At 75.6% G+C, this 17,521-nt stretch carries 12 protein-coding genes; 1 reads left to right on the top strand and 11 read right to left on the bottom strand.

Translation table 11 applies throughout. From position 1 onward, the window contains the following. Nucleotides 1–32: 32 nt before the first annotated feature. From ruvB to tyrS, 8 genes are all read right to left on the bottom strand, one after another. Nucleotides 33–1,124, bottom strand: coding sequence for a Holliday junction branch migration DNA helicase RuvB (gene ruvB, locus E1B22_RS07890; RefSeq protein ID WP_135225214.1), 1,092 nt, complete (start codon nucleotides 1,122–1,124; stop codon nucleotides 33–35). Next, nucleotides 1,121–1,789 (bottom strand): Holliday junction branch migration protein RuvA, encoded by a 669-nt coding sequence (gene ruvA, locus E1B22_RS07885; RefSeq protein WP_135225213.1) that lies wholly within the window; start codon nucleotides 1,787–1,789, stop codon nucleotides 1,121–1,123. Before ruvA ends, ruvB begins: the two co-directional genes overlap by 4 nt. Next, nucleotides 1,786–2,412 (bottom strand): crossover junction endodeoxyribonuclease RuvC, encoded by a 627-nt coding sequence (gene ruvC / locus E1B22_RS07880; protein ID WP_135225212.1) that lies wholly within the window; start codon nucleotides 2,410–2,412, stop codon nucleotides 1,786–1,788. Before ruvC ends, ruvA begins: the two co-directional genes overlap by 4 nt. Before the next feature lie 335 nt (nucleotides 2,413–2,747). Next, nucleotides 2,748–3,329, bottom strand: coding sequence for a hypothetical protein (locus E1B22_RS07875; RefSeq protein WP_135225211.1), 582 nt, complete (start codon nucleotides 3,327–3,329; stop codon nucleotides 2,748–2,750). 167 nt (nucleotides 3,330–3,496) lie between these two features. Beyond that, nucleotides 3,497–4,243, bottom strand: a complete 747-nt coding sequence (locus tag E1B22_RS07870) for a YebC/PmpR family DNA-binding transcriptional regulator (RefSeq protein ID WP_135225210.1) — start codon at nucleotides 4,241–4,243, stop codon at nucleotides 3,497–3,499. A 328-nt stretch (nucleotides 4,244–4,571) separates the two neighbouring features. Then, on the bottom strand, nucleotides 4,572–5,540 hold the full coding sequence (cysK, locus tag E1B22_RS07865; protein ID WP_135225209.1) for a cysteine synthase A: 969 nt from the start codon (nucleotides 5,538–5,540) through the stop codon (nucleotides 4,572–4,574). 191 nt (nucleotides 5,541–5,731) lie between these two features. Continuing rightward, a complete protein-coding gene (gene yunB / locus E1B22_RS07860) occupies nucleotides 5,732–6,436 on the bottom strand; it encodes a sporulation protein YunB (RefSeq protein ID WP_135225208.1) in 705 nt (234 codons plus the stop codon). A 58-nt stretch (nucleotides 6,437–6,494) separates the two neighbouring features. Further along, complete coding sequence (gene tyrS, locus E1B22_RS07855; protein WP_135225207.1) at nucleotides 6,495–7,733, bottom strand: tyrosine--tRNA ligase; 1,239 nt, start codon at nucleotides 7,731–7,733, stop codon at nucleotides 6,495–6,497. A 475-nt stretch (nucleotides 7,734–8,208) separates the two neighbouring features. Here tyrS and E1B22_RS07850 point away from each other — a divergent pair, with 475 nt between their 5' ends. Further along, nucleotides 8,209–11,484: a PBP1A family penicillin-binding protein gene (locus E1B22_RS07850; protein WP_135225206.1), complete on the top strand. Its 3,276-nt coding sequence runs from the start codon at nucleotides 8,209–8,211 to the stop codon at nucleotides 11,482–11,484. A 317-nt stretch (nucleotides 11,485–11,801) separates the two neighbouring features. Here E1B22_RS07850 and E1B22_RS07845 read toward each other — a convergent pair whose 3' ends face one another. From E1B22_RS07845 to E1B22_RS07835, 3 genes are all read right to left on the bottom strand, one after another. Next, nucleotides 11,802–14,522, bottom strand: a complete 2,721-nt coding sequence (locus E1B22_RS07845) for an endonuclease MutS2 (RefSeq protein WP_135225205.1) — start codon at nucleotides 14,520–14,522, stop codon at nucleotides 11,802–11,804. A gap of 281 nt (nucleotides 14,523–14,803) precedes the next feature. Continuing rightward, complete coding sequence (locus E1B22_RS07840; RefSeq protein ID WP_243123248.1) at nucleotides 14,804–16,873, bottom strand: PHP domain-containing protein; 2,070 nt, start codon at nucleotides 16,871–16,873, stop codon at nucleotides 14,804–14,806. After that, on the bottom strand, nucleotides 16,870–17,325 hold the full coding sequence (locus tag E1B22_RS07835) for a cell division protein ZapA (RefSeq protein WP_243123247.1): 456 nt from the start codon (nucleotides 17,323–17,325) through the stop codon (nucleotides 16,870–16,872). Before E1B22_RS07835 ends, E1B22_RS07840 begins: the two co-directional genes overlap by 4 nt. Between the last annotated feature and the right edge of the window lie 196 nt (nucleotides 17,326–17,521).

The following is a 17,521-nucleotide window of genomic DNA, read 5'->3' as shown; positions in this document are numbered from 1 at the left end:
CGAACGAAGTTTACAACATTGTGACGAAATCTTTACAGACCCGCCAGCCGCTGCTGTGGATCCGCGGCGGCCCCGGCTCCCGACGAACCGGCCGCGCCGGCCGCGGTCCCCTCCTCGAGGCTGGGGGGCACCGGCAACCCCAGGTGCTCGTACGCGCGACGCGCCAGCACCCGCCCGCGCGGCGTCCGCTGGAGGAATCCCATCTGCATCAGATACGGCTCGTAGACGTCCTCGATGGTCTCCGGCTCCTCGCCGATGGCCGCCGCCAGGGTCTCCAGGCCGACCGGCCCGCCGCCGTAGTGCTCCGCCATCACCGTCAGCAGCCGCCGGTCCGCGCGATCGAGCCCCAGCGGGTCGACCTCCATCAGGTCCAGGCCCGCCCGGGCCACCTCGGCGGTGATCACGCCGTCGGCCCGCACCTGGGCGTAGTCGCGCAGCCGCCGCAGCAGCCGGTTGGCGACCCGCGGCGTGCCGCGCGCCCGCCGGGCCACCTCCTCGGCCCCCTCGGGATCGATGGGGACGCCGAGGATCCGCGCCGAACGCAGGACGATCTGGACCAGCTCCTCCGGGCGGTAGTACTCGAGGCGCAAGAGCACCCCGAACCGGTCGCGCAGCGGTCCCGTCAGCCGACCCGCCCGGGTGGTCGCCCCCACCAGGGTGAAGCGGGGCAGGTCGATGCGCAGCGAGCGCGCCGCCGGCCCCTTGCCGATGATCAGGTCGAGGGCGAAGTCCTCCATGGCGGGGTAGAGGACCTCCTCGACCGGCCGGGGCAACCGGTGGATCTCGTCGATGAACAGCACGTCCCGGTCGTTGAGGTTGGTCAGCAGCGCGGCCAGGTCCCCGGCCCGCTCGATGGCCGGTCCCGAGGTCATGCGAAAGCCCACGCCCAGCTCGCGGGCGATCACGTGGGCCAGGGACGTCTTGCCCAAGCCCGGCGGCCCGTAGAGCAGCACGTGATCCAGCGCGTCGCCGCGCTCCCGCGCCGCCTGGATGTAGATCGCCAGCCTCTCCTTGACCGCCTCCTGGCCGGGGAAGTCGGCCAGGGACTGGGGCCGCAGGCCCGCCTCGACGGGCGCATCCCCGGGCTGCAGCCGGCTGGAGACCACCCGTTCCTCTTCGATCATCGGCCCGCACCTCCCGCCGCGCGGGCGCCGCCCAGCACCCGCAGCGCCGCCCGCACCCACGCGGCCGCAGGGGCGTCCGGTTCGACCTCAGCGGCGGCCGCGGCCAGGGCGCCCTCCGCTTCGACACGGGTGTAGCCCAGGGCCTCCAGCGCCGCCATCGCATCGGCCCGGGGGGTCTCCTCGCCCCCCAGCGGCCCCGGGCCAGGACGACCGACGGGTTCTGCGCCCGGCAAGGCGCCCCCGCGGGCGCCTGCGGCCGCGGGCTCCCCCAGCCGGTCGCGCAGCTCCATCACCATGCGCCGCGCCAGCTTCGGCCCGACCCCGGGCGCCCGGGTCAAGGGCGCCGGATCCTGCAGCACCGCGGCCCGTCGCAGCTCCTCCGGCGTGAGCACCGAGAGCACCGCCAGCGCGACCCGCGGGCCCACCCCGCTGACGGCCAAGAGGGCGTCGAAGGCCGCCTGTTCGTCCGCGGTGGCGAACCCGTAGAGCGCCCATTGCTCCTCCCGCACCACGAGCCGGGTGAGGAGCCGAACGGGCTCGCCCACCCCAGGGAGCCGCCGCTGGGTCTGGCGGGAGACGGCCACGCGAAAGCCGACCCCGCCCACGTCGATCCACACCTCGTCGCCGGCCACGGCCGCCAGCCGGCCGCGCAGGAAGGCGATCACGCGCCGACCCCCCCGCCGCCGGCCGACGGCCGCCCGCCCGGGGCCGTGGCGCCCCCTCCCTCCCCGCCGCCGGCCGGCCGCACCGCCCCGGCCACCGCCGCGGCACCCGGCGCCCAGGCGGGCTCCGTCGCCGCCCCACCCCCCGCCCAGGCCGACGTCCGGGCGTGGAGGCAGCAGACCGCCACCGCCAGCGCATCCGCCGCGTCGTCGGGTACCGGCGGACGGGCCATGCCGAGCAGCGCCTGGACCATGCGCTGGACCTGGTCCTTGGCCGCGCGGCCGTAGCCGACCACCGCCTGCTTCACCTCATGGGGCGCGTACTCGTACACGGGAAGGCCGGCCTGGGCCGCGGCCAGCAGGGCGACGCCCCGGGCCTGGCCCACGTGCAGGGCGCTGGACCGGTTCTTCTGGAGGAACAGGCGCTCCACCGCCATGGCGTGGGGTCGGTGCCGGCGGATCAGCTCCCCGAGATCGCGGTGGATGGCCGCCAGCCGCAGCGCCGCCGGCTGGCCCGCCGGCGTCCGGATCACGCCGTACGCGACGGGGACCAGCGTCGTGCCGGAGACCGCCACGATCCCGAAGCCCATGGTGGCCGTCCCCGGGTCGATGCCCAGCACCCGCACCGCCATCCCTCCCGTCCAACCTGGGTTCTTCGACGGGGGGACGACGCTTCCTTGCGGTTGCCAGGGTGGCCGCCAGCGGTCCGGACGTGGGATGAGGCAGCGCCGTACGGGGGGTGAGCCGTTGCGCAGGGAAGCAGGGGAAGAAGCGGGCTCCCCGGTCGACCCGGGCCCGCGACGGCCGCCGCCGGCCCCGGCCGCGCGGCCGTGCGCCACGCCGTGCGGCACTCGTGACGTCGCGAGGCGCTCCAGACGTCGTGGGGCGCTCCAGACGCCGCGGGGATCTCCCGCGCGGGCCATGGGCTCGCGGCGCGAGCCGCTCCAGCGCGCGGCCTGCGCTAGGGCGTGAGGCTCTCCAGGACGTGCCAGGCCTCCCCGTCGCCTTCGACCACCAGCCCCTGTTCCAGGCGCCGGCGATCCCCGGGGAGCAGGCGCTCGGCGGGAAGGTCGGTGAGCAGGCGCAACGGCCCGAGGTCCCGCCCCTGGCGCCCGGGCCGGCCGTAGAAGACGGCCACGTGTCCCTGGTGGAGGCGGACGGTGCGGTACCGCAACCAGGCGGCGGGCGGACACGGACCCGGCCGCTGGCGCTCGAGCACGATGCGATCCGGCGTGGCCTGCGCCAGCCGCCACGTGTCCCGGCTGCGCAGGAGGTCCGACAGGCGCCAGCCGGTCTCCACCGGCGTGGGCGGCCGCTCGGTCTCCAGCACCGCCTCGCCGCAGGCGGGGTAGCGCGTGCGCTCGACCAGCCGGGTGTCCGGCGTCAGGGTCAGGTTCACCAGCGGGGACGCCCGCCGGCGCGACGGCGTCCCGCCTTGGCCGCGGTCCGCCGCGTCCTGGCGCCACCAGTAGGCGCCGACCCCGACCCCGGCCAGGATGGCCGCCGCCAACAGCGTCGCCGCCACGGCATGCCTCCGCGCCATCGCCGCGGGCCGCCTCCCCAGCCGCCCCGCATCCGCCGTCGCGGGCGGTCTTCCGCGGCCCAGGATGCCCCGCAGTACACGCGCCTATGCGCCGCCGGACGGCCTCCCCGTGCAGCGCCGCGCCGGTCGCGTCCCCTCCGAGAAGATCAGGGCGCCGCCCGCCGAGGTCAGGACTCCACCAGCATCTCGTCGGGCAGCTCGAAGTTGCCGTAGATCTCCTGGACGTCGTCGTGGTCCTCCAGCGCGTCCAAGAGGCGCAGGAGCTGCTCCGCCTCCTTGCCCTCGACCTTGACCTCGGTCTTCGGCACCATGCGCAGCGCCGCGTCCTCGATGGGCACGCCGGCCTTCTCCAGCGCCTCCCGCACCCGGTGGAGGTCGTCGGGGTCGGTGTAGATCGTGTAGAAGCCGTCGTCCTGCTTGAGGTCCTCCGCCCCCGCCTCCACCGCCAGCAACAGCAGGTCGTCCTCGCCGGGCGCCCCCTGGGTCGGCACGGTGATGACGCCCTTGCGGTCGAACATCCATGCCACGCACCCGCTCTCGCCCAGGTTGCCCCCGTGCTTGGCGAAGATGTGCCGGATCTCGCTGGCGCTGCGGTTGCGGTTGTCCGTCAGGATCTCCAGCATCAGGGCCACGCCGCCCGGGCCGTAACCCTCGTAGATCAGCTCCTCGTAGGCGTCGGCCTCGGACTGGCCCAGGCCGCGCTTGATCGCGCGCTCGATGTTCTCCGCGGGCATGCTGAACTGCCGGGCCCGCTCCAGGGCCAGCCGCAGGCGCGGGTTGGCGTCGGGGTCGCCGCCGCCCTGGCGCACGGCGGTGATGATCTCCCGCGAGAGCTTGGAGAAGATCTTCCCCTTCTTGGCATCCTGGCGAGCCTTGCGGTGCTTTCGGTTCGCCCACTTGGAATGCCCTGCCATGCCTCCATCCTCCCGCAGACCGTCACCACGTTGCCACCGCCACCACGTTCCGAATCCTTTCCGTGTGACCGCGATGGTTCCGTCCGTGCTGCCGAGGTCGCATCGTCCGGTCCGGCCCGCCGGTCGCACCCCGTATCGGGCCGGCGACCGGGCAACCCTGGGGCAGCGGCGTGGGGCGCCGGCCCTGCAGCGCGTCGGCCGCCGCCGGATCCCGGCCCGCGATCCGACCGCGGCCCGCACGCCGACCGCGGGCCGCGCCTGCCCCACGCCGCGCCCGTTCGCCGCGCCCTATTGTAGCACGGCCGCCCCCAGGCGCCCGGGACGGCCCTCACCCGCCCTCGTCCCGCACGAAGGCGGCCAGGTCCTCCATCATCGACAGGTAGCGCTCGCCCGTGTCGGGCATCACCGCCAGCACCCGGCGGCCGGGGCCCAGCTCCCGCGCCACCTGGCGCGCCGCCCAGGCCGCGGCCCCGGACGAGATCCCCAGCAAGAGCCCCTCCTCCCGCGCCAGTCGCCGCATCATGACCACCGCGTCCTCGTCGCGCACCGGGATCACCCGGTCGATCACCGCCCGGTTCAGCACCCGCGGGACGAACCCGGCCCCGATGCCCTGGATCCGGTGCGGACCCGGCTCGCCGCCCGAGAGCACGGCCGAGTAGGCCGGTTCGACCGCCACCACCAGGCATCCCGGCAGGCGCTCCTTGAGCACCTCCCCGACACCCGTCAGCGTCCCGCCGGTGCCCACCCCGGCGACGAAGGCGTCTAGCCGCCCCTCCATCTGCTCGAGGATCTCCTCGGCGGTGGTCCGGCGGTGGACCTCGGGGTTGGCGGGGTTGTCGAACTGCATCGGCATGAAATACGTAGGGTGTTCGGCCACCAGCTCCTCCGCCTTGCGGATGGCGCCGGCCATCCCGTCGGCGCCCGGCGTCAGCACCAGCTCGGCGCCGTAGGCGCGCAGCAGGGCCCGCCGCTCCAGGGACATCGTCTCGGGCATGACCAGGATCAACCGGTAGCCCTTGACCGCCGCCACCATCGCCAGGCCGATGCCGGTGTTGCCGCTGGTGGGCTCCACGATGGTGTACCCCGGCTTGAGCCGTCCCTCCCGCTCGGCGGCCTCGATCATGCTGAGGGCGATGCGGTCCTTGACGGAACCGGCGGGGTTGTAGGACTCCAGCTTGACCCAGACCTCGGCGGCGTCGCGCGGGATCACGCGGTTCAGGCGCACCACCGGCGTGCCGCCGATCAGCTGCAGCACGTCGCTCGCCACCCGTCCGGCCTGCACCTTCGCGTCGGCCAATGCCGCGACCTCCCGTGGGCAGAGTGGCGTCCCGGTCGCCGGCGCCGGGACCGGCGGGCAGGGCGCCCGGCCGCCTCCCCGACCGGCGCACGCCTCCCCGCCGCCTCCAGCATACCAGGAGGGGGAGGGACGCGACCGCCCGGGCGCAGCCGCCCCGCGCCCGGCGGAGGCCGACGGGGGAGCGGCGGGGGTCACGAACCGGCGGCCGCGCCCGCCCCGCCGCCGGACCCGGGCGCCGTCCCCGGCCACGGCGCGATCCAGGGCGGCACCTCGCCGGGGATCACCGTCTCCACCAGCGGCACCGGCACCTGGACGGGGACGGTGTCGCCGTAGAGGGGGATGACGACCCGCACGGCGGTGCGGATCACCAGGACCACGCGATGCCGGACCTGGTTGATCCCGGCGCCGTCGAACCGGCTCTCCACGTCCACGTCGACGCGACCGAGGGGGAGGATGCGGACGTCGATGGCCGGGCCTCGCCCGGCCAGCAGCTCGGTGCCCAGGAACGCACCCAGCGGGATCGCCACGGGGTCGTCGCGCAGGGCGTCCAGCCGGTCCTGGACCGCGCGCATGACCCGGGCCTGGATGTCCACGATCAGCGGCGTGTTGACCTGGACGAACACGGGGCGGCCGCCGTCGTACTGGACCCGCACCACGTCCTCGGGGCGGTAACGGCCCGCGACCTCCGCCTCCACGGCGGCGGCGATCGCCTCCACCGCCCGGATCTCGGCCTCCCGGCGGGCGGCGGCCATCAGGGCGGGGGCCAGGGCCCGCTCCACCGCCCAGACCATCCACAAGCCACCCAGGACCGCCACCACCAGGAGCGTCCACCGGCCGGGGCGGATCCGCGGCGGCCAGCCCCACCCCCGCCGGTTCCTCCGGCGCACGTAGGCCACGGGCGTCACCATCCCGGGACCGGCGCCAACCGGCGCGACACGCGGTCCCGGGCTATGTCTATGCGCCGCCGGGCAGGCGCAGCCTTGCGAACCGCCGCTTGCCCACCTGCAGCACGGCGCCGTCGGCGGGGGCCAGCGCCGCGTGGGGGTCGGTGATGCGCCGGCCGTCCAGGCGCACCGCCCCCTGCTCGATCAGCCGGCGCGCCTCGCTGTTGGAGGGCGCCATCCCGGCCACCCGCAACAGGCGCACGGCGTCGAGCCGCGGGGCGGGCAGGGTGACCTCGGGCATCGCGGCGGGCAGCTCGTGGCGGCTGAACACGCGGAGGAACTCCTCCTGGGCCGCGTCGGCCGCTGCCTTCCCGTGGTACATGCGCACCACGGCGTGGGCCAGCCGCAGCTTCGCGTCCCGGGGGTTGACGGTCCCCTCCGCCATGCCCCGCTCCAGGCGACGGATCTCGTCCATGTCCAGGTCGGTGGCCAGGACCATGTACTTGACGATCAGCGGGTCGGGGATGGACATGGTCTTGCCGAACATCTCGCCCGGCGGCTCGGCGATGCCGATGTAGTTCCCCAGCGACTTGGACATCTTGTCCCTGCCGTCGGTGCCCTCCAGCAGCGGCATGAGCAGCGCCACCTGGGGCTCCTGGCCGTACTCGCGCTGGATCTCGCGGCCCACCAGCAGGTTGAACTTCTGGTCGGTGCCGCCCAGCTCCACGTCGGCCCGCACGGCCACCGAGTCGTAGGCCTGCGCCAAGGGGTAGAGGAACTCGTGGATCGCGATGGGCCGCCCCTGCCGGTAGCGCTGGGCGAAGTCGTCCCGCTCCAGCATGCGCGCCACCGTGTACTTGGCGGCCAGGCGCACCACGTCGGCGAAGGTCATGGCCCCCAGCCACCGGTCGTTGAAGGTCAGCTCGGTGCGCTCCATGTCCAGGATGCGGCCCAGCTGCTCGGCGTACGTCCGCGCGTTCTCCCGCACCTGCTCCTCCGTCAACTGGGGCCGGGTCACCGACTTGCCCGTGGGGTCGCCGATGCGTCCGGTGAAGTCGCCGATGATCAGCACCACCTGGTGGCCCAGGTCCTGGAACTGGCGCAGCTTGCGCAGGACCACGGTGTGCCCCAGGTGCAGGTCGGGTGCCGTGGGGTCGAGGCCGAGCTTGACCCGGAGCGGACGCCCGGTGCGGACGGAACGCTCGAGCTTCCGCAGCAGCTCGTTCTCGGTGACGATCTCCGCCGCCCCGCGCCGCAGCACCTCCAGCTGCTCGCGGGGCGAGAGGGCCGTCTCGGCGCGTCGGGCCATGGCCTTCCCCCGTACCCCTTCCTTCCCGCTGGGATTCCTTCCCCGCGTCCGCCGCGTCGCCGCGTCCCGGGCAGGGCCGCAGAGGCGGACCCGCGCGGCCCCAAGCCGCGCTCCGCCGACCCGCCGCCCCACCGGCCGGGCGGCGCCCCAGCCCCGACCCCCTGGGCGCGGGGCCGCGACCCGGGGGACAGGGGACACGGCGGCGACGGGACGACCCCGGCGCCCCGGCCGGCGCGGCGCTGGCACGAACGTAATATAACCGGTACGGACTGACAAGGCGAGCCGGGCGGGGACCGGCGCGGGGACCGGCGCGGCCCCGGAGGGTGGAGGGCGACCGGGCCCGCCCCGGCCCTGCAACATCGCCATGGTATAATCGGCAGGACGAACCGGCCCCCGCCGGTCGCCGGCCTGTCCCGGTGGCCGAGGGGGCGGACGCGGGGCCCGGAGGAGAGCATCCGGAGGGGGAGGGACCTGCGTGGCCGGTTATCCCCACGGATCGGGGGCCGGCGGCCGTGGCCCCCGGCGACGCAACCCCTGGTGGCGGCGCGTGCGCTGGATGCGGCTGTTCCTGTTCCTGGTGTTCCTCTTCGGCATCAGCGGCACCATGCTGGCGGCCGGGTTCATGGTGGGCGCGGTGCGCGCCATGGGCCCCATCACCGCCCTGCGGCCCCAGGTGGCGCAGACCTCCTTCATCTACGACCGCCACGGCGAGCTGCTGACGGAGATCCAGGGCCCCGAGAACCGCATCGTCGTGCCGCTGGAGCGGATCCCCGAGCACGTGCGCAACGCCTTCATCGCCATCGAGGACGAGCGGTTCTACGAGCACTTCGGGGTCGACCCCATCGGCATCGCCCGCGCGGTGATCAACAACCTGCGCGGGGGTCACCTGCAGGGGGCCAGCACCATCACCCAGCAGCTGGCCCGGAGCGCCTTCCTGACCCAGGAGCGCACCTGGCGGCGGAAGATCCAGGAGGCGATCCTGGCCATCGAGCTGGAGCGCCGGTTCACCAAGGACGAGATCCTGGAGATGTACCTGAACCAGATCTACTTCGGTAACGGCGCCTACGGCATCCAGGCGGCCTCCTACACCTACTTCGGCAAGCCCGTCGAGGAGCTCACCATCGCCGAGGCCGCGGTGCTGGCCGGGATCCCCAAGAACCCGTCGGCCTACCCGCCGCCGCCCATCCCCGACCCCGGGGAGGAGCCGTCCAAGGAAGACCGCGAGCGTGCCGAGCACGGGCGCTGGAAGGAGCGCCAGCGCCTGGTGCTGGCCAAGATGCGGCAGCTCGGCTACATCACCGAGGAGCAGTACCAAGCGGCCCTCGAGGAGGACGTCCTGGCCAACCGGCCCAAGGTGAACACCCAGAGTCCGCGCCCCGACCAGGACGTGTTCGGTCACGTGGTGGACTACATCATCGAGGAGACGGAGCGGGTGCTGGCGGAGCAGCTGCGCGCGACCCACGGCCTGGACGCGGCGGCAGCCCAGGCGCGCGCGCGCGAGTTGCTCTACCAAGGCGGCCTGCGCATCCATTCCACCGTCGACCCGGAGCTGCAGCGGGCCGCCTACCGCGCCCAGCAGGAGCACCTGCGAGCCCTGGGCTACCCGATGCCGACCCCCGACGATCCCAACCGCGGACCGCAGGCGGCGGCGGTGCTGATCGACGTGGAGAATGCCCAGATCGTGGCCATGGTCGGCGGCCGCTCCTACGAGAAGCCGTTGGGGGGCCGGGACTGGAACTTCGCCGAGGACAGCCGACGGGGCCTGGGCTCGGCGACCAAGCCCCTCACGGCCTACGGCCCCGCGCTGGCCGCCGGCTACACGCCCGCCACGGCGGTGGACGACGTGGCGGTGGCGGTCCCCTCGGGCGGCGGCACCCACGTGATCGCCAACTTCGAACCGCGCTACTTCGGCTACACCCCCTTCCGCTTCGGACTGAAGCGGTCGATCAACACCGTCGCCGTCCGGGCGGTGCAGCTGGTCGGCGTGGACCAGGCGTGGGAGTTCGGCCGGCGCCTGGGGCTCCCGCTGGTCGACCGCGACCGGGACGTGGCGCCGCTGGCCCTGGGCAGCTTCACCGAAGGCGTCTCGCCCCTCCAGGTCGCCGACGCCTACGCCACCCTAGCCCGCGGCGGAGTGCGGGAGCCGGCCTACATCGTCGCGGAGATCCGTGACGCCCAGGGTCGGGTCCTGTACCGCCACCAGAGCCAGAAGGAGGCGGTGGTGGACGAACGGGTCGCCTACCTGTTGGCGGACATGATGCGGGAGGTCATGGAGCCCCACCGGTTCCCCACCGACAGCCGCCTGTACCGGCCGTCCACCGGCACCGGCTACAGCGTGCACAACAACTACTTCCGGCGCCCGGCGGCCGGCAAGACCGGCACCAACGACGATCGCGACGTCTGGTTCGTCGGCTTCACGCCCCAGTACGCGGCGGCCGTCTGGGTCGGGTATGCCGTGCCGGACAAAGAGACCGGCCGCCTGCCCGCCAACGCCTCGGGGGCGCGGGTGCCCGGTCCCATCTGGGGGCGCATCATGGCCGCCGCCCACCAGGGCAAGCCCGTGCGCTGGTTCGACCCGCCGGACGGCATCGTGACCGCCACGGTGTGCGCCAACACCGGGCTGCTGCCGGGCCCCCACTGCCCCGAGGACATGCGATACCGCGAGGTCTTCGCCGCGGGGAGCCAGCCCACCCAGGCCGAGGACCTGTGGGTGACCCTGCCGGTGTGCGCGGAGAACCCCGAGCTGGTCTACGCCCCGGGCTGCGCGTGCACGCCGACGGAGAAGGCGTTCTTCAACCGGCCCCGGGCCGAGGTCCCGACGGGCTACCCGCAGCCGCGGGACTACGCCCTCCGGCCTCCGGATCCGACCAAGGCGTCGTGCACCACGGCGCCCGCCTTCCAGCGGGACAGGGCCCCCAACGAGATCTGGCTCACCCCCGAGGGTCCCGTGCCGGGCGAGCTCGCGGTGACCGGGGAGCCGGGCGGCACGGCGACCATCCGCATCACCGACGTGGCCGGCCGTGACCACCGGGTGACGGTCCCCCTGCCCGATCGCCAGATCCAGGTCGCCGCCTCGCAGAGCGTCGATGTGCCGCTGACGCTGCCGGCCGAACCCGGCGACCACGAGTTCCGCGTCACCGCCACCTCCGCCGCACCCGACGGCGGCACCACCACCATGGTGGTCCGCCTGCGGGTCACCGTCCGCGGCGCCCAGCCCGAGCCGGGCGGCGACCAGGGCGAGCCAGGGGCCGGCGGCGACGAAGGCGGCCGAGGCCGCGGACCGGGCGGCGGAGGCGTCGCCGCCACGGTGACCGTGAGGCTGGCGGGTCCGGCGACGCAGCTGCTGGCGCCGGGCGGTCCGCTGCGGGTCACGGCGGGTCAGGCCGTGCAACTGGTGATCGCCGACGGCCTCGGCCAACCCCACGAGGGCGTCCGGGTCTCCATCAACGGGCGCCCCGCCCCGGGCGAGGGCAGACGGATCAACGTGCCGGCCGGGCAGCAGGTCACCCTCACCCTGACCTTCCGTCAGCCCGGCCGCTACGAGGTGGTGATCGACCACAGCGACCCGCAGCACCCCGGGGAGCGCGCCCGCGTCGTCGTCGAGGCGGTCCCGGCCCAGGGCGAGGGCGGTGGCGGCGGGGACGGCGAGGATGAGGCGGCCGGCGGCCAGGCCGTCCTGCCCTTGGGACCGGGCGCGTGGCGGGTCGATTGGGACCGGTGGTGGGCGGGCCTCACGCGCCGGGCCGCCTGAGGGTCGCATCCCCCGGCGGATCCGCGGCCACGGGGGATCTGCATCCACCGGGGGATCGGCGTCCCGGGAGACGACGATGGCTGGAGGGGGCCGGCGATGCGCCGGCCCCCTCCTTCTACCGGCCCGTCCTCCACGGCGCCCCGTGGTCCGCGGCGCAGGACCCGCGGCGGACCCCGGCGGCCGGGCGGCCGCCGGCCCTTCGGCGCCGGTGCGGGAGCCAAGGGACGGGCCCGGGCCCTGGCGCCCCCCGCCCGTGCGGCTCAGCCGGCATTCGGCCGAGACAGGGACACCCCCGGGGCTGGGGCGCGCCGGGACGGTCACGCCGAGCCGTCCTTGAGCATCACCACTGTGGCGCCCGCACCGCCTTCGTTGGGCGCGCCCAGCCGGAAGGAGGCCACGGCGGGGTGCTTGCGCAGGAAGTCGTGCACGGCCCGGCGCAAGGCCCCGGTCCCCTTGCCGTGGACGATCCGCACCTGGGGCGCACCCGCCAGGATGGCGTCGTCCAGGTACTTGTCCAACCGGGCCAGCGCCTCGTCCACCGTCAGCTGGCGCAGGTGGATCTCCGGCTGGAACTCCCGGAGCTTGGCCTGCATCAGCCGGGCCCGCTGCAGGGCGGCGGTGACGTCGTCCGCGCCCGCCGCCGTCCGCTGGCGTTCCCGCTCCCGGCGGCCCTTGGCCGCGGCGCCCGTGGGGCCCCGACCGGGGCCGTCCCCCGTCCCTGCCCCCGCGGCGGCCGCCCCACCCGGGGCGGCCGCCGCGGCCGGTTCGTCCAGCAGCCGCAGGTCCGCGAGGGGCACCCGCATCCGCAGGATGCCCGCCTGCACGGTCACCGGCTCGTCCGGGTCGTCCGGAACCTCGAGGACCTCGGCCGGCTGCCGCAGGCTCAAGACCTCCACCCGGGCCCCCGGCCGCAGCCCCGCCGCCAGCCGGGCCGCGGCCCCCGCCCGCGCCTGGCGGCGGGCCTCCTGGACTTGACGGTGCACGGCCTGGGCGCGTCCCTCCAGGACGCCCAGGGTCTGCCGGCTTTGTTCCAGGGCCGCGCGGGCCTCGGCGAGGGCCTGGGCGGCCGCGGCCTCCCACCCGTCGCCGGTAGTGCTGTCGCCGTCCGCCGCAGCCGGACCGCGCCCCCCGTCGAGGGCCCCCGCGTCGGCGTCCCCATCCCCGTCACCGGGCGGCGCGGGGCGCAGGACGCCGGACCGCAGCGCCCGGCGCCGCTCCTCCAGCTCCGCCAGGGCCGCCTCGAGCCGGCCCATGGCCGCCCGCAGCTGCGCCACCAGCCCCTCCGTCTGGCGCCGGGCCTCCCGCACCGCCGCGCCCATCTCCTGCTCGAGCGCCTCCAGGCGCGCCCGGTGCTCCTGGCGCTGCGCCTCGAGCTCGCGGAGGCGCTCCTGGCGGAGCGCCTCCGCCTCCCGCCGCCTGGCCTCGGCCTCCGCCCGCAACGCCGCGGTCTCCCGGCGGTCCGCCTCCATGGCGGCGATGAGCTCCTCGACCCGGTGCGCTCCCGCTCCCATGATCTCCCGCGCCCGCTCCAGGATCGGCTCGGGCAGGCCGAGGCGGCGGGCGATGGCTAGGGCCATGCTCTTGCCGGGCAGGCCGATCCACAGCCGATAGGTCGGCCGCAGCGTCTCGGGGTCGAACTCGACGCTGGCGTTCTCCACCCCGGGCTGCTGGTAGGCGTAGGCCTTGAGGGCGCTGTAGTGGGTGGTGGCCACCACCAGGCAGCCGCGGTCGCGGAAGTGCTCGAGCAGGGCGATGGCCAGGGCCGCGCCCTCGTCGGGATCGGTGCCGGCCCCGATCTCGTCGAGCAGCACGAGGGCGCCGGGTCGCGCCGCCCGCGCGAACCCCACGATGGCGCTCATGTGGGACGAGAAGGTGCTCAGGCTCTGCTCGATGCTCTGCTCGTCGCCCACGTCGCAGAAGATCTGGGGGAACACCCCCAGGGCGCTGCCGGGCGCCGCGGGGATGTGGAGCCCCGCCTGGTGCATCAGGGCGAGCAACCCCACGGTCTTCAGGGTCACCGTCTTGCCGCCGGTATTGGGCCCGGTGATCACCAGGGCGTCGAACCCGGTCCCCTCGCCGAGCCACACGTCGATGGGCACCGCGCCCGGCCCGAGCAGCGGGTGGCGCGCCCGCTTGAGGTCGACCCGCGGCCGGTCCAGGGTCTCGGGCCGCTCGGCCCGCATGACCAAGGCCAGCCGGCCCCGGGCGAAGATGGCGTCCAGCTCGGCCAGCTCCTCCAGCGTGGCGGCCAGCTCGTCGCCCACCGCCGCCACCCGGCGGGTGAGCTCGCCCAGGATGCGCTCCACTTCCTCCTGCTCCTCGGCCTCCGCCTCCCGCAGGCGGTTGCCGAGTTCGACCACCGCCATCGGCTCGATGAACAGCGTGGCGCCGCTGGCCGACTGGTCGTGGACCACGCCGGGCACCTGCGCCCGGGCCTCGGCCTTCACCGGCAGGACGAACCGGCCCCGCCGCTGGGTGACCAGCGGCTCCTGCAGCGCGGCGGCCCACTGCGGGGAGCGCACCATCGCCTCCAACCGCTGCCGGATGGCCGCCTCAAGATCCGCCAGTCGTCGGCGCAGGCTCGCCAGGCGCGGGCTGGCCTCGTCGCGCACGCGGCCGTCGTCGCCGATGGCCGCTGCCACGGCTTCCTCCAGTTCGGGCTGGGGCACCAGGCGAGCGGCTCGGGCAGCCAGCCGCGGGCAGGCGTTCTCGCGGTTGAGCAAGAAGGCCCGCAGCCGCCGGGCGCCCCGCGCCGTCGCCGCCACCGCCAGGAGTTCGTCGGGGGCCAGGGTGCCGCCCTTGGCCGCCCGCTGGAGGGAGCGGCGAATGTCGGCCAGGCCGCCCAGGGGCACCTCGCCTTCCCGCTCCAGCAGGCGGGCGGCCTCTTCCGTCTCCGCCTGCCGCTCGCGCACGGCGTCGGGATCGGTCAGGGGCTCGAGGGCGCGGCAACGCTCGGCCCCCAAAGAAAAACTGGCCTGGGCGGCCAGACGTTCCAGGATCTTCCCGTACTCCAGCCGATCGAGACTGCGTGGATCCATCTCGGTCTCCCCGGGCGGCGTCCGTGGCCCGCGGCGGACCCGTCGCCCCGCGCTCCACCGCCCCCTACCGAACCATAGTCCAGCGACCCGCGGGCTGGCAATCCGCCGGGCCCGCCGCGCGCCCCCAACCACATGGGAACCGGACGGCGCGCGGTCCGGCGCGCCCCTCCCCTCGGCGCCGGTCGACACCCGCCGCCCCCGTCGCCCATCCTCGGCCCATGTCGCCCAATCGTCGGGCGTCCTTCTCCCCTCGGCCGGCCCGTTGCCTGAGGACCCACGGGCTACGGTCGCCCCCCTCCCGCCCCGGGGCCGGCCCCGCGGCCGCCGGCGGCATCCGCCCGCGGCCGCGGTCGACTCCCCTTGGGGGCGGTCAGCCAGCGGAACAGGGCCTCGGGCTCCAGCCCGTTGAGCACCTGCCCGGGTCCGATCTGACCGCGTCGCGCCACCTTCACCCCGAGCACCACCTGGGCGAGCTGCTCGGCGGCATGGGCATCGGTGTCGATCACCAGCCACGCCCCGGCCTCCGCCGCCCGGCGGGCCCAGGCGGCCGGCAGGTCCAGGCGCTCCGGTGAGGCGTTGATCTCCAGGGCGGTGCCCGTCCGCGCCGCCGCCTGGATCACGGCCTCCAGGTCGACCGCGTACGGGTCGCGCAGGCCGAGGCGGCGTCCCGTGGGGTGGGCGATGATGTCCACGTGGGGGTGCTCCACCGCCGCCAGCAGGCGCTCGGTCATGGCCTGCCGGTCCAGGTGCAGGTGGGTGTGGACCGAGGCCACCACCACGTCCAGCCGGGCCAGGATCTCATCGGGGTAGTCCAGGCGCCCGTCCTTGAGGATGTCCACCTCCGCGCCCTTGAGGATGCGGAAGCCGGCCCCCTCCTCGGCCAGGGCGGCGTTGAGGGCGTCGATCTCCGCCCACTGGGCCTCTAGCTCCGCGATCTCGAGCCCGTGGGCCACCTTGAGCGAGCGGCTGTGGTCGCAGATGGCCAGGTAGCGGTACCCGCGGGCCCGGGCGGCCGCGGCCATCTCGGCGATGGAGGCCGCCCCGTCGCTCCAGCGGCTGTGGACGTGCAGGTCCCCCCGCAGGTGGCCCACCGTCACCAGCTCCGGGAGCCGACCCGCCTCGGCCCACCCGATCTCGCCCGCGCCCTCCCGCAGCTCGGGCGGGATGGGCAGAAGGCCCAGGAGCCGATACAACGCCGCCTCGTCGGCCGTCATCCCCTCCCGCGCCGCGCCGGCGGATGCGCGGCGGCCGCCGCCGGCTCGGACGGGACCGGCCGCCGCCGGGGCCGCGGGCTTCCCCGCAGCCGACGGCCACAGCCCGGCCGGCTCCAGCCGCCAACCCCGTCGCGCCGCTCGCTCCCTCAGCTGGGCCCAGTGGGTCGCGCTCCCCGTGGCGTAGAGCAAGGCCGTGGCCCGGGCGGCCGGATGCGCCACCCACACCCGCACCGGCCAGCCCCCCGCGGCCACGCCGTCGACCACCGGCAGGGAGCCCTGGTCTCCCTCGCCCGGGGCCGCCTCCACCGCCCCCGATGGCGGGGTGCGGGGGGGCGCCGGGCGTCGCTCGGCGGCGGCCGCGGGTCGGCCCGAGCCGGGGACTGCGGCGGCGTCGTCCCCGCCGCCCGCCGTCGCCCCGCCGCCCTGCAGCCACCGGCCGACGGCGCGGACGGCGGCCGCCGGCTCGTCGGCGAGCACCACGACTTCGACGGCCTCCACCTGCTCCACGCCGCGGCGCGCCTCCCCCGCCGGCAGGACCTCCGTCACCCCCGGCAGGGCGGCCAGTTCCTCCGCCAGCGCCTCCGCGGCCGCCAGCGCCTCGCCCAGGGTCAGGCGGCGGCCTTCCCGCTCGAGGTGCGCCAGCGCCTCCCGCAGCCGGCGGGCCCGCGCCTCGCCGAAACCCGGCAGGGCGGCCACCCGACCGTCCTCCAGGGCCTCCCGCAACGACGCGACGGAGTCGATCCCCAGCTCGTGGTACAGGCGGCCGGCGGTGCGCGGGCCGAGACCGGGGATGGCCAGCAGGGCCTGGACGCCCGCCGGCACCCGGGCCCGCAACTCGTCGAGGAGGCGCGTGGAACCGGTGGCGTAGAAGTCGCGGATCTTGGCGGCGATGGCGGGGCCGATGCCGGGCAGGGCCTGCAGGCGGTCGCCCTCCAGGTACGCGCGCAGGTCGTCCCGCAGGGCGGAGACGGTGCGGGCCGCGCGGCGATAGGCGCCGGCCTTGCGCGCCTCCGTGCCGTCGATCTCCAGGAGGTCGGCGATCTCCTCCAGCAGGGCGGCGACCCGCTTGTTGGTCATCGGGGGATGGGCCGGAGGCGTCGTCTCGCCGGGCGCGTCGCCCGGGACCGCGGGGGTCACCGACCATCCCCGCCGAAGGGCGTGGCGTTGGGCGGCAGGCCCGCAGACCCCCCGGCGGAGGCTCCGTCGGCGGGCGTCGTGCCGCGGGCGGTCCCGCCGCCCCCGCCCGCCGCCCCCGCTGCGCCTGTGCCGCCCGGGCGGCCGTTGAGCTCCCGCTTGCGGCGGTCCCACTCGCGCTCGAGCATGCCGAGCACGCGCTGGTACTGGTCTTCCAGCTTGCTGAGCTCGTCGGCCAGGTTGATGGCAGCCAGGACGGCGATGCGGGTGATGCCCAGCCGGGGGTGGCGCTTGGCGATCTCGTTCATCCGCCGGTCGACCATGTCCGCCAGGCGCTCCATGTACTCGGGGCGGGCGTCCCCGCGCAGGACGTACTCCTCCCCGAAGATCTTCACCGTCACGCGGTGGATCGTCCCCTCGCCCTCCCGGCTGCCGGCCGGTGGCACGTCACGCATGTCCGGGCCCCTCCCGCGATAGTGCTTCGGGCATCGACCGCCGTTTCCTCCCCCCATCTTGCTGCCGGCGCGATCCGACCTCGGGCGATCCGCCCTGCCCGGGTCCTCGGGCGATCCGCCCTGCCCGGGTGCGGCGAGGCGGCGCCCCCGGCCGTCGGAGGCGCCGCCTGCCCCGGTGCGCTGCGCCTCGACGAGG

The sequence above is a fragment of the Thermaerobacter sp. FW80 genome (assembly GCF_004634385.1).
GTDB classification, from domain to species: domain Bacteria; phylum Bacillota; class Sulfobacillia; order Thermaerobacterales; family Thermaerobacteraceae; genus Thermaerobacter; species Thermaerobacter composti.
The sequence above is the reverse complement of the archived record's forward strand: the minus strand, read 5'-3'. Positions and strand labels throughout refer to the sequence as shown.

What these genes read in the sequence shown, in the direction of transcription:
- E1B22_RS07875 (WP_135225211.1), bottom strand. Translation starts at nt 3,329, where the DNA reads ATGGCGCGGAGGCATGCCGTGGCGGCGACGCTGTTGGCGGCGGCCATC.
- E1B22_RS07870 (WP_135225210.1), bottom strand. Translation starts at nt 4,243, where the DNA reads ATGGCAGGGCATTCCAAGTGGGCGAACCGAAAGCACCGCAAGGCTCGC.
- ruvB (WP_135225214.1), bottom strand. Translation starts at nt 1,124, where the DNA reads ATGATCGAAGAGGAACGGGTGGTCTCCAGCCGGCTGCAGCCCGGGGAT.
- E1B22_RS07835 (WP_243123247.1), bottom strand. Translation starts at nt 17,325, where the DNA reads ATGCGTGACGTGCCACCGGCCGGCAGCCGGGAGGGCGAGGGGACGATC.
- tyrS (WP_135225207.1), bottom strand. Translation starts at nt 7,733, where the DNA reads ATGGCCCGACGCGCCGAGACGGCCCTCTCGCCCCGCGAGCAGCTGGAG.
- E1B22_RS07845 (WP_135225205.1), bottom strand. Translation starts at nt 14,522, where the DNA reads ATGGATCCACGCAGTCTCGATCGGCTGGAGTACGGGAAGATCCTGGAA.